Here is an 11,528-nt window from a genome sequence, read left to right as displayed (position 1 = left end):
TCAGTCTGGGAGCGACTTTGGCGGATTTTTTTTTGCCACTGATAAAAAATATTTAGCATTAGGCTGATTTTTCGATGGGAAATTTTTGTAAAACAGGTGATTGACCAGAAATTTTGTAGTTGTTGCGGTAAGATGGGGGAAGAAAGTTTATCAACAGCCAAAAGGAGACATGCCATGACAGAACAACTCGACCAATATATGCAATTGCTGAAATTATCCTATTCGGATGCCGTGGCGGAACTTTTGCAAAAGTACGGTCCGGCCAAGGACAGTTACTTTGCTGAGGATAACTACCAGGCATTTTTGGCTGGTGAAACGTATGATTTGCCAAAAAATCCAGCGACTGATCGAACAGCAGAGGGCCTTTATTGCCACCATATCGATGAAAGTCGGTACCTGAACCTGGCCGATCCGGCCATGATTAAGGTCCAACAATACCCTTATGCCAGTCAACAAAAGACCCGCTTGGTGTATTGTAATTTAATTGAGCACGCCATCCTGCATGCTTTGATTGCCATTGAAAGCAAGCAAGAGTTTGGCTACGCCGAACTAGAGAAAGAACTCAAGCCACAAATTGAAAAGTGGTATATCGAGGGCGAACAGCCAACTAGTCCGGCCGGGATAGTCGAGTGCTACCAAAAAGCCTACTTGTCGGCTGACGAAACCTTTAAGCTGATGATTTTTATCAAGGAATTGGTCAAGGCATAGGTCAGGGGTGATCGAGCGCCCGCAAACCTAAGACTCAGGGAAAATGGGCAGAAAAACAATAAATTGTGGAGCAAGCGCTCTTCTTCATCAGCCATGCGGTGGATGAGGAGGGGCGCTTTTTTACGTCTTTGTAACAGAAACAAGACGAGAAAAAGTCAAAAAGAAGGTCAAAGAGAAAGGGCTTTCAACCCCCAATTTAGCAATTGTTTGGAATGAATTTTCATACGGGTGCTGATTTTCGTCAAAGATTACATGCGGATTTCTTTTAGCCATTGTTCACGAGGACCTACTGCACTTTTTGTTCATTTGTTCAAATTATTATTTTTTGGAAGTCTCTATACTTGGGACCAAGCAATACAAATCCACGCATGAAATGAGGTGATTCATATGCAGACTGTCATTGCTCTTAGCGTCATCATGCTCTTTCTCTTCGTTGGGGAGTGGGTGTCGACGCTAAGTAAGGCCTATATTCCATCGGTCTTTGTCACAGCCGTGCTGTTTTTAATTGGTTATTGGACGATTGTTCCAAAGAACGTGACCACTACCGCGACCTTTACGCCAGCATTTACGACCATGATTCAGGCGGCCTTGCTGGTTCACATGGGAACGCTGATGGACTTTAAAACTTTGCTCCACCAATGGCGTGCCGTCGTGATTGCCCTGTGTGGCGTTGCCGGTACAGCCCTGTTGGCCATGGGTGGTGGCTTGATACTCTTCAACTGGAAGACGGTCATTGCCAGTGTGCCACCGTTGACCGGTGGTATCGTGGCCGCTTTCTTGATGAGTAACGGGTTAAAGGCGGCCCACATCACGGCCCTGGTTTCCTTCCCAGTTTCGATGTTCGTTGTTCACAGCATCATCGGTTACCCATTAACCGCCTTTCTGTTGAAGAAAGAGGGTAAGCGCCTGCTCACGAATTACCATCGTGGTGAATTCGAGGAGGTCGTCGAACCCGAACAACCAGAGGAAAGTAAGCCAAAGTTCGTTGATCGACTACCCAAAATTTATCAAACATCGGCCTTTCAAATCTTTACGGTCATGGCTCTCGCCGGTTTGGCCCTTGGTTTGGGAACATTGTTGAAAAACACGATTAACCCTTACATCATTCGCTTGGTCTTTGGGGTTATCGGTCACCAGGCTGGTTTGCTTCCTAGCCACGTTTTGGAAAAGGCCGGTGTCTTTAACTGGTTGATGTACGGTCTGCTTTCCTACATCTTCTCGTTCTTGGCAACCGTCACGCCACAGAACTTGGTCAACATTTTGATTCCAATCGTGACAATGATTCTTCTTGGAATCTTGGGCATGTTCATCGTTTCCTTCCTCTTGGCTAAGCCGCTAGGTTTCTCACGGGAAATGGCCTTTGCCAGTGCCTTAACCGCACTCTTTGGCTTCCCAGCTGACTACATTGTGACGCATGAGTCAGCCAAGAACCTGGCCAAAACGCCGGAGGAAGAAAGCTATATTTTGGCGAACACGCTGCCAAAGATGTTGGTCGGTGGGTTTGCGACAGTCTCCGTTGCCTCCGTTATTATCGCTTCGATTTTCTTGAAGTTGTTGTAATTGTTTCGTCGTTGTTTTAAACAAAAGAAAGGACAAATTTCTTATGAGTACGGTATTTACAAATGCAAACATTTTCGATGGTATCAAAGATGAAATCGCCAAGGACGCTTGGTTCTTGGTCGATGACGACGGTAAAATCAGTGAAACGGGCACTGGCGCGGCGCCAACTGCCAGCGAAACTGTTGATTTGAATGGTCAATACGTGATGCCTGGCTTGATTAATGCCCATACCCATGTATCCTTGGACCCCAATACCCATGATGGGGATGAGTTCGCTGATATCGTGACCGTCACGGTTCGTTCGGTTGAACACTTGCGTCAGTTGTTGAAATCAGGTGTGACCTATGTCCGCGGCTGTGGTAGTAGCTATGGGGTTGATCGGACCCTGGCGAAGTTGCAACGAGAAGGAAAGTTGGAAAAAGTACCACAAATCATGCCTTCCGGTGCACCAATGACCATGTCTGGTGGGCACGGTATTTTGTTCCACGGCGGTAATGTCACGGACTCACCCGACGAGATGCGCAAGCAAGTTCGCGAAAACTTTGCCGATGGAGCACAGTGTACCAAGGTCATGTCAACCGGTGGTGTCATGTCGATCAACGATAACATGGTCCAGCCCCAGTTGAAGATTCCTGAAATTGCTGTGGCGGTTGAAGAAACTCACAGTAAGGGCAGCATCGTCGCCGCCCACGCTGAAGCAAACCCAGGAATCATGAATGCCTTGAAGGCCAAGGTGGATTCCATTGAGCACGGTGACTATCTGACGGATGAAGAAATTCAGATGATGGTTGACCAGGGGACCTACCTGACCCCAACGTTGTTGGTTGTCCAAAGCATGGTCGACCACAGTGATGAGTTGCCCGATTGGGAAGCTCAAAAGAACGCGGAGGTCAAAGAAGCTGGTTTCCGCAATTTCCGCAAGGCTTACAAGGCGGGCGTTAAGCTGACCTTGGGAACTGACGCTGGCTGCCCATTCACTAATTTTGATGAAACGCCAAAGGAATTTGAAATCATGGTCGACCAACTCGGCATGACGAATTTTGACGCTTTGTCGAGTTCACATAACTCAGCGACTTTGATGAAGCTCGGGGAATATGGTGAATTGGCTGCCGGTAAGTATGCTGACTTCTTGGTTTTGAAGGACAACCCATTGGCAGACGTCAAGGCTGTTCAACAAGAAGACAAGCAGGTTTACCAAGCCGGCCAGCGCCAATTTTAATTAGATAATCGACTTCGTTGGCTACTTTTCAACTGTTAGGGGCGTTGTGTTTCGTTGCGATTGATGAAAAAGAACGGAACCTAACGGACGGAAGCAGACAACGAATTGGATTACTGTAATTAAAAAGATGTTGTCTGATCATGAATCGAATGAAAAGAATCGAGGTGTGAAAATGAACCAAAACAGTATTATTCGCGATGCGATTTTGTCGATGCCACCAGAGGGCATTTCAACCTTTAGTAAGCAAATTGAAGATATTCCGGGCATCATTAAATTGACCGTCGGGGAACCGGATTTCGATACCCCCGACCATATTAAATCAGCTGGGATTTGGGCGATTCAAGAAAACGACACCCACTACACGGATCCGCTGGGGACCTTGGCGGTCCGCCAGGCGGCGGCCGACTTCGTAGCAAAAAAGTATGGGATTTTCTACGATGCGAAAACGGAAGTCGTCACGACGATTGGCGTGAGTGAGGCCATCTTGGATGTTTTCTTGGCACTGCTTGAACCGGGCGATGAGGTCTTCTTGCCTTCACCAGTTTTCCCAGTCTACCAAGGGGCAATCAGTATCGCCGGTGGGAAAGTTGACTATATCAACCTGGCCAACGATAACTTCAAGCTGACCCCTGAGCGTCTCCGCCAGGAGGCTCAGGAAAACCCAAGGGCGAAGACAATTTTGTTGACGACGCCTAGCAACCCAACCGGCGTTAGCTATGAAGATGATGAGTTGGAGGCCCTGGCGGCCGTTGCCCGTGAATTTGACTTGACGGTGATTAGCGATGAAATCTATGCGGAAATCACCTATGACAAGGTGCATAGCTCGATTGCCAAATTTATTCCGGAGCGGACGATTGTCTTTAATGGTTTGTCCAAGTCGCATGCGATGACCGGTTGGCGTTTTGGGGTTATTTTTGCCCCCGAATCCTTGATGGAAGGCATCGCCAAGGTGCACGTCTTTAATAGCTACGATGTGTCTTCGATTGTGCAAAAAGCAGCGATTGAGGCCTTCACGGTGGGAATTAATGACATCGATCCAATGAAAAAAATTTACAAAGAACGACGAGACTTGGTTCTGGCTGCCCTTGAAAAAGTGGGCATTGAGGCGGTCACTCCTGAGGGCGCCTTCTATATCTTTGCCAAAATTCCGGCGAACTACGAAAGTAGCTTGGAATTCTGCACGGCCTTGGCGGAGCAGGCCCGGGTTGGCGTGGTGCCGGGGGATGCTTTTGGCCCCGGTGGCGAAGGCTATTTCCGGATTAGTTATGCCACGAGTACGGCTAACTTAGAAATGGCCATGGACCGCTTGACTGATTTTTTAGCGGCAGATGACCTTGCATTAAAATCGCAAGAGGCTTAAGATATGTGAAACAAATCGAAGGGAAGAGGGTCGAGAAAAAAGATGTTGGGATAAGTAAGTGAAGATTCTTTTGAGTGGACCCGAGAATCACTATGCTGCATAAAGTTGAAAATGCCATTTTGGCGGAAGAAAACGAGCAACTATCGGCGATTATGGATCAAAATTTGGCCATTTCGAAGTACATTCTTGCCAAACAGCCGGATGATCAGATTCTAAATCAGATTACAGCGATGCTCGGCGTCGATGCCTATATCATCGACTCCTTTGGCCGGCTGAAAGCCAAGAATAGTACGGCCGCTATTGACGAAGAACTCCTTGCTTACACCAGTAAAGATCTTGATTTAATCAACATGGAAGAGTCTCAAACGCTCTTCGATCGTTACACCATTTACCCCCTTAAGACCATCGATAAGCTGACGCGTCGGTTTGTCATTTTTGCGGCAATTCCTGCTAAAAAATCAGCGGAGGACTTGCTGATTTCAAACATGGTCAACCTGCTTAGTCTTGAAAGTTTGCAGGTCCACATCAACGTCAAAAATGAACGCCAACGCAAGAGCGAGGTCTTTGAAACAATCATCGCCCAACCGATTGCCAAGGAATCGTTTGCTAGCATTCTCAAGTTAAATGGTTTAAATATTGATGACCAGTACCAGGCCTTTGCGGTCGATGAGGCGCGGTCACAAAATACCGGCAACCATCAATTTGTCATGCATCGGGTCGCGGACTATATTTATTGGTATTTCAATAAAATTAACCAGCCAGTCATTTTAATGAATTGGAATTTCAAAATTTTCGCCTTGGTGAAGGAAACACCTGATTTGCCGGATATCTTACCGGATTTGGAAAAATTCCTGCTTGCCCATTTCCCCAATGAGCGCAATCTAATTGGCTATACGATGTACCAAAAATCGTTGATCAACTTCCAACAATTGCTCGACGAGGCCGATAAGGCCCTTGATACGGCCAAAAATCGCCAGTTGCAAAAGCCGCACCAGTACAACCCCCAACAGGTAACGGACGTCTTGCGACTGGTTCCCAAAAAAGAAGCGACCATCTTTATCGATGCGGTCCTCCAACCGCTCTTCGAGCTCAAGGTCGCTGACCAAGAACAGTACCTTTCCCTTTTAATGACCTTCTTTTCTTCCAACGAATCCATCGCCAAAGCGGCTGAAGCGCTCTTCATCCACCGCAACACGGCCTTTTACCGCCTGCAAAAAATTGAAAAAATCCTCGACATGGACCTCAACAATGCAGACGACAATGAAAAGATTCGCTTGGCCATTCAGCTGTATGAAATTTGGTATTAGGGTGGTTTCTACTCGCCGCCTGACTAACCAATCTTAATCATCCATCAGCTCAAACTAGATAAAACAAAACCCCTTCAAACTCGGTAGCGGCGTGGGCTGCGAGATGAGTGTGAGGGGGTTTTGAGTGTGTGTATGAAAGTACGTTGAGATTGTTTAATATAGTTATCGTTGTATATGGGCTATGAATTTAAATTTTTATTGAATCAATACTTATAGATTAACGATATCCGAAATAAATCCTTGATTGACCATATTAAGGTTGATGATATTTGGGATAACGTTAAAAGCTTCCCACATTGGATTTTTTGCTGTATCCCATCCAGGACCATCACTAATCCAAATAAAATCAATATTTGGTGAGTCTTTTAAGTATTGTCCGTACATCTCACTAAATTCACCAGAAACAGCCTTTAGTTTTGAACCGCCGCCTCCGTAAAAATTAGTTTCGATAACTACTAGTTTGTTTGTTTTGCTATTATAAATTACGCCATCATAGCGTCGACCACCCTTGCGCTTATCATCGAGTGCTTCAGGAACTTCAATGTTCCATTTTTCTTTAATACTTTTTGCGGTTGCCTGTGTATCATATTCACAGTGAGGGTTATGATTAACGACAAGTTTTAAATTTTGCTCTAGAATGTTTTCATTTTCGGTACCGCCACGATTTTTACGTGCATTGGAATCTAATCCAACTTCAACACCAAAAACATAGTCAACAAGGGACCGAGTTACGTTGTTCTGTAAAAAGGATAGTAGTCCGCTATCCTCCATGAAGTCGATATAGGCACTAATGTCTTTATTTGGGAGAGAAAAATTTAAATTGTAGGAATTTAGTTTGTGATCGGTACCATAGGTTAAAATATCCAAATCTAAATCACGGCATGCAAGCAAGATTGGGATAGTAGCAATTAGGTATGGTTGGGATTCAAACAATTCTTTAGTTTTTTGTTTGATGTCCTTTTTTCCAACTAAATAATTCATGGTGTTAAGCATGAGTTCGTAGGATTCAGTGTTATCAATTACTTTTTGCCAATTTACCCAATATTTTGGTGTGCGGTTTGTTGGAAATCTTGTTTCCATGAAGTAGTTAAATTTATCGTCAACATTCATGTTGATGTATTCAGAATAGTTCATTTTATTTTCCCAACCTTTTCATTTTCGAAATCAGCTACCCGTTGTCGTGCAATATCTAGATAATCTTCATTATTATCAATACCGACCGATTTTATGCCTAGTTGTGAACATGCAACCGATGTTGTACCACTGCCAACAAATGGATCAACGACAAATGAATCTTTCGTTGTCGAGGCAGATATAATTCTTTTTAATAGAGCTAATGGCTTTTGGGAAGGGTGTTTGCCAAAACGTTTCTCTGATTTGGCGGTATTTGACGTTAACCAAACATCCTTCATCTGTTTATTATCGTTGATTTCTTTCATCAGCGTGTAATTAAATATTTGTTTTCCTTTTGGCCGCTTAGCCCAAAGGATTGTTTCTGTCGAATGAGTGAACATTCGGCAACTCAGGTTCGGAGCGGGATTGGTTTTTTGCCAGGTGATATTATTCAATATTTTGAAATTCTTCTTTTGTATTAGATAACCCAAAATATAAATATTATGCATGGACCCAAAAATCCAAAAACTACCATCGGGTGTTAAAATGCGATCGAATTCTTCTAATAGTTTTTCGTAGAATTGTTCTGGATCAGGATTTTGATCCCAGTCTCCTTTATTAACGCTAACCATCTTACCACCACTATTAGAAAATCCTCCGTTACTAAGAAAGTAAGGAGGATCTGTAACGATAAGATCGACAGAGTGGTCTTCTAAAGTTGCTAAATATTTAAAAGCATCAGATTGGATGAGAGTATTTAATTTATCGGTATAAATGGTTTTCATTGTCTATTTTTACATTTAGTAACTGGTTATGATTACTTCGCCTACTTTTCCACGTTTTGTACCAACCGAATTTATAAAGCGGTTAGCCTGAACGGAATGAATATTGGCTTCTTTGTATAAATCTCTTACGATATCGACATCAGAATTGCTTAGCATCACCTTGACGCCTTTGTTACTGAGTCGGAAGAAAAGGTCTTTAAGACGAACTTGTTCATTATAATTAAACCCATCTGAAGTATAGGAAGTAAAGGAAGAAGTTTCGTTTACAGGGACATAAGGAGGGTCAAAGTAAACAAGATCATCACTTTTTGCATTTCTTACTGCATTTTCAAAATCGCCAGAAAGAATTTCAATATTTGATGAATTAAAATAGCGACTAACGTTTAAGATTGTCTCGCTATCAGCAATATTTGGATTTTTATATCGCCCGTAAGGAACGTTAAATTGGTTCTTGCTATTAACACGATACATGCCATTGAAATCAACCTTGAGCATATAGAGTATTCGAGCGGCTTTTTCAACGTTTGATAGTTCATTTATTTTGTCACTACGGTCTAAACCGCGGACTTCCAAATAGTAATCTTTCGTGTTTTTTTCGCTATGTTCTTGTAGTAATGATAGAAGTTCGTTTGGATTATTTTTAACTACCTGGTATAGGTTTATCAAATCAGTGTTGAAGTCATTAATAGTCGCATGTTTAGGTGCTAAAGAAAAAAGTAATGCTCCGCCACCAATAAATGGTTCAAAATAGTGATTGTACTTTTCGGGCATTAATTCTTGTAAGGAGGGAAGTAACTGTCTCTTTCCACCGACCCATTTGGTAATAGGTTTTAATTGTGTTGTGTTGCTTAATTCCATTGCGTAGTATATTCCTGTTAAAAATAAAGTAAATATTTGTTCAATCTATTATCACATAGTATTGTGTTAATAAGGTGAACGATTCTTGGAAAGTTTTATTTTTAAAAATAAAATTTATAAGTAAGTCGGAACGTTTAGTCACAGCGACCAAACATTCCGACTTACTTTTTATTTGCCGAAACTTTATATGTAATTGTTCAATGCAAGTCATTTATCAGGTAAAATATAGATAATATGTAAAAGAATATATTAATTTTAAATATTGGATGCATTTGATAATTGGTGAATTGACTATGGTAAAAAAAATCGACTTTCATATTCATACTATTCCAGATGAACAAAAGGATAATCTATTTTCGTTTTCAATGAAATGGTTAAAAGAATATACTGCTAAGAATGAAATTGATGCAATCGCCATAACTAACCATAATTTATTTGACGAGGAAAATTTTAATCTAATTAAGCAACAATTGTCCCCAATAAAAGTCTTTCCTGGAATCGAATTATCTCTTAATACTGGCCATGTCAATGTTGTAGCTAATAATGATAGTTATGGATTGGAAGTTATCAAGAATATCGCTATGCAAGCTGTCGAATTAGATAGTAGAGGGGGCCTATCGATAGATCAATATCTCCAAATTGAAGGAATCAAAGATTTAATTTATATTTTTGAATATGGAAAATCCAAAGAATTAGAAATTCCGACAGATTTGAAAGATGTTACCGCTACTTTTGGAGTTGCTAATTCAATGAAATTTAGTCGATTTAGACATCAGTTTCCGGAAAAGGTTCCAGTACTTTTTTCAGATGCCCATGCGACTTATGAGGATAAAGATTCAAGTAGAAATGATTTAGATAAGCTATCTTCTAAACAAACATTTGTACAAGTAGATGCCCCTTCTTTTGCTGAAATAAAAAGTTGCTTGTCAAATCCCCAAAAAGTCTCTTTGAATAAAGAATTTTTAAAGGATGTTGTCAGCGTGAATGGCGTTAATGTATCGACTGGCTTAAACCTAATAGTAGGAAAACGAGGAACAGGTAAGACGTTTTTTTATTAACTCTATTGAAAAATCAAACATTGGTACAACAGATCATATTCGTCAATTTGAAACATCAAAACAAGATGAATTTTTGTCAAATAAGAAAAAAGAAAAAGGGGATAGAGCCTTTAATGAAAAGTGGGTTCAAAAATATAGCGTTACTTTAGAATCGATTCGTAATTGGTTGCAAGAAGATATTGATAATTCTGATTTTGATAATTATTTATCAGAATTAGTGGATTTTGCCAAAAATATTCAACAACAAAAGACAGCAAATAGTATCAAATTATTCAAAGAACCATTATATAGTGACATTGATTTAGCCGGCATAGAATTTTCATTAAAAAACTTAAATAAAGTCATAGATGATGAGCCACTTTGGACAAAGTTTACTGAAAAGACGAGTGGATATAAAAAACATGTTATTAGCGTATATAATGAAGCACGTAAAAAATATATTGAGACTTATAAAATTCAAAAAATACAAAAAGAAGCAAATAGCATAATATCAGCTATTAAATCGATTGTTCAAAATAAAACAGGTGCAACACAACCGCCTGAAGCCGATTTTGGAAAAGTCATAAAACAGCAAAAGGTTGAAGAGGCAATTAACAAAAGTGTAACAAAGATGGTTCAACCCCAAGAAATTGAGCGTGAAAATATATTGGGATACTCGATAGTTGTAAAAATTCGTCAATTTTCTGGTGCGAAGGAATTTAAAAATGATGCAAAAATAACAGAGGCCGTTAAGGATGACGTATTTGGTGCTTACGAATCTAATGACTATGTAACATTTTTAAGAAATCTTAGAACGAAACAATCATTTCGTATAGGTAATCTACATCAATACTTTGTTCATACTTGTATTCAGCTTTTAACTCCAGAGAATATTCCTGCTTCTGGGGGGCAGTCAACTGCTTTTGCCTTAATCCTTCGGCTTGAAGAAGCAAAAAATAAAGAAATTATTTTGATAGATGAGCCAGAAGCGTCATTAGATAATGCGTTTATAAAAGAAGAATTAATTCAAAAAATTCAGGATTTAAAGAATAATAGTACTGTCTTTGTAATTACACATAATTCTACACTTGGAGCATTAATTAATCCCGATTATTTGATTGTAGCTAAATATGATAAGAATAAGGAATACCAAATACTTTCTGGAGAATTTGATTCTAAAAGAATAACTGATAAAGATGGTAATACTATGAATAGCTATAACGATTTCGTTGAAGCGATGGAAGCCGGCTTTACAACGTATGAAGAGAAGGGAAGCCAATATGAATCTCTTAGATAATAGTTCGGGTCAAATAAAGTTTGTGATCAACGATCACGAAAGCATTGAAGTAGAAAATTTAAATAAAGATCAGCTTAAAACAATTTTGAGTAATATATACGACAAAAGTGATTTTTACGATATTAATTGGAATGATGAAATAAAAAATCAAGTTCATAATACGGTTCATAAAGAAATTGTTGAACAAATAGTATCTAAAATTATAGATTTTAAAAGTAATGTAGACAATATAAAAAATAATATTGAAAGTTCTTTTCCACTAATTAATGACAAATAAAAAAATT

General features: G+C 40.4%; 11 protein-coding genes. 8 read left to right on the top strand and 3 right to left on the bottom strand.

The window, feature by feature from the left end; translation table 11 throughout:
• The first annotated feature begins 174 nt into the window (after window positions 1-174).
• The 5 genes from AOQ32_RS05060 to AOQ32_RS05040 all read left to right on the top strand — a co-directional run bounded on the left by AOQ32_RS05060 (window position 175) and on the right by AOQ32_RS05040 (window position 6,154).
• Window positions 175-708: an SAV1803-related protein gene (locus tag AOQ32_RS05060; RefSeq protein WP_059393886.1), complete on the top strand. Its 534-nt coding sequence runs from the start codon at window positions 175-177 to the stop codon at window positions 706-708.
• Window positions 709-1,095: 387 nt separating this feature from the next.
• The gene (locus tag AOQ32_RS05055; protein ID WP_059393885.1) at window positions 1,096-2,268 is read left to right on the top strand and encodes a hypothetical protein; all 1,173 of its coding nucleotides are present in this window, start codon (window positions 1,096-1,098) and stop codon (window positions 2,266-2,268) included.
• A 43-nt stretch (window positions 2,269-2,311) separates the two neighbouring features.
• A complete protein-coding gene (locus AOQ32_RS05050) occupies window positions 2,312-3,487 on the top strand; it encodes a metal-dependent hydrolase family protein (RefSeq protein WP_059393884.1) in 1,176 nt (391 codons plus the stop codon).
• Between the two features lie 172 nt (window positions 3,488-3,659).
• Window positions 3,660-4,847: an aminotransferase class I/II-fold pyridoxal phosphate-dependent enzyme gene (locus AOQ32_RS05045; RefSeq protein WP_059393933.1), complete on the top strand. Its 1,188-nt coding sequence runs from the start codon at window positions 3,660-3,662 to the stop codon at window positions 4,845-4,847.
• A gap of 92 nt (window positions 4,848-4,939) precedes the next feature.
• Window positions 4,940-6,154 (top strand): PucR family transcriptional regulator, encoded by a 1,215-nt coding sequence (locus tag AOQ32_RS05040; RefSeq protein WP_059393883.1) that lies wholly within the window; start codon window positions 4,940-4,942, stop codon window positions 6,152-6,154.
• 210 nt (window positions 6,155-6,364) lie between these two features.
• On the opposite strand, the gene AOQ32_RS05035 is transcribed toward AOQ32_RS05040, so the two are convergent.
• Genes AOQ32_RS05035 through AOQ32_RS05025 form a run of 3 tightly spaced genes read right to left on the bottom strand, consistent with a single transcriptional unit; the run spans window position 6,365 to window position 8,910 of the window.
• Window positions 6,365-7,288, bottom strand: a complete 924-nt coding sequence (locus tag AOQ32_RS05035) for a type II restriction endonuclease (RefSeq protein WP_059393882.1) — start codon at window positions 7,286-7,288, stop codon at window positions 6,365-6,367.
• On the bottom strand, window positions 7,285-8,052 hold the full coding sequence (locus AOQ32_RS05030) for a DNA-methyltransferase (protein ID WP_059393881.1): 768 nt from the start codon (window positions 8,050-8,052) through the stop codon (window positions 7,285-7,287). Before AOQ32_RS05030 ends, AOQ32_RS05035 begins: the two co-directional genes overlap by 4 nt.
• A gap of 15 nt (window positions 8,053-8,067) precedes the next feature.
• On the bottom strand, window positions 8,068-8,910 hold the full coding sequence (locus tag AOQ32_RS05025; protein WP_059393880.1) for a DNA adenine methylase: 843 nt from the start codon (window positions 8,908-8,910) through the stop codon (window positions 8,068-8,070).
• A 293-nt stretch (window positions 8,911-9,203) separates the two neighbouring features.
• Between AOQ32_RS05025 and AOQ32_RS05020 the strand changes: the two genes are divergently transcribed.
• The 3 genes from AOQ32_RS05020 (at window position 9,204) to AOQ32_RS05010 (ending at window position 11,521) form a co-directional block, all read left to right on the top strand.
• Complete coding sequence (locus AOQ32_RS05020; protein ID WP_148666523.1) at window positions 9,204-9,968, top strand: PHP domain-containing protein; 765 nt, start codon at window positions 9,204-9,206, stop codon at window positions 9,966-9,968.
• A 73-nt stretch (window positions 9,969-10,041) separates the two neighbouring features.
• Complete coding sequence (locus tag AOQ32_RS05015) at window positions 10,042-11,244, top strand: AAA family ATPase (protein ID WP_059393878.1); 1,203 nt, start codon at window positions 10,042-10,044, stop codon at window positions 11,242-11,244.
• Entirely contained in the window at window positions 11,228-11,521 is a 294-nt protein-coding gene (locus AOQ32_RS05010; protein WP_059393877.1) for a hypothetical protein, read from the top strand. The genes AOQ32_RS05015 and AOQ32_RS05010 overlap by 17 nt, the downstream gene beginning before the upstream one ends.
• Window positions 11,522-11,528 lie beyond the last annotated feature (7 nt).

The organism is Fructobacillus tropaeoli (assembly GCF_001047135.2).
In the GTDB taxonomy this organism is placed as follows: domain Bacteria; phylum Bacillota; class Bacilli; order Lactobacillales; family Lactobacillaceae; genus Fructobacillus; species Fructobacillus tropaeoli.
The sequence above is the reverse complement of the archived record's forward strand: the minus strand, read 5'-3'. Positions and strand labels throughout refer to the sequence as shown.

What these genes read in the sequence shown, in the direction of transcription:
- AOQ32_RS05060 (WP_059393886.1), top strand. Translation starts at nt 175, where the DNA reads ATGACAGAACAACTCGACCAATATATGCAATTGCTGAAATTATCCTAT.
- AOQ32_RS05055 (WP_059393885.1), top strand. Translation starts at nt 1,096, where the DNA reads ATGCAGACTGTCATTGCTCTTAGCGTCATCATGCTCTTTCTCTTCGTT.
- AOQ32_RS05050 (WP_059393884.1), top strand. Translation starts at nt 2,312, where the DNA reads ATGAGTACGGTATTTACAAATGCAAACATTTTCGATGGTATCAAAGAT.
- AOQ32_RS05045 (WP_059393933.1), top strand. Translation starts at nt 3,660, where the DNA reads ATGAACCAAAACAGTATTATTCGCGATGCGATTTTGTCGATGCCACCA.
- AOQ32_RS05040 (WP_059393883.1), top strand. Translation starts at nt 4,940, where the DNA reads ATGCTGCATAAAGTTGAAAATGCCATTTTGGCGGAAGAAAACGAGCAA.
- AOQ32_RS05035 (WP_059393882.1), bottom strand. Translation starts at nt 7,288, where the DNA reads ATGAACTATTCTGAATACATCAACATGAATGTTGACGATAAATTTAAC.
- AOQ32_RS05030 (WP_059393881.1), bottom strand. Translation starts at nt 8,052, where the DNA reads ATGAAAACCATTTATACCGATAAATTAAATACTCTCATCCAATCTGAT.
- AOQ32_RS05025 (WP_059393880.1), bottom strand. Translation starts at nt 8,910, where the DNA reads ATGGAATTAAGCAACACAACACAATTAAAACCTATTACCAAATGGGTC.
- AOQ32_RS05020 (WP_148666523.1), top strand. Translation starts at nt 9,204, where the DNA reads ATGGTAAAAAAAATCGACTTTCATATTCATACTATTCCAGATGAACAA.
- AOQ32_RS05010 (WP_059393877.1), top strand. Translation starts at nt 11,228, where the DNA reads ATGAATCTCTTAGATAATAGTTCGGGTCAAATAAAGTTTGTGATCAAC.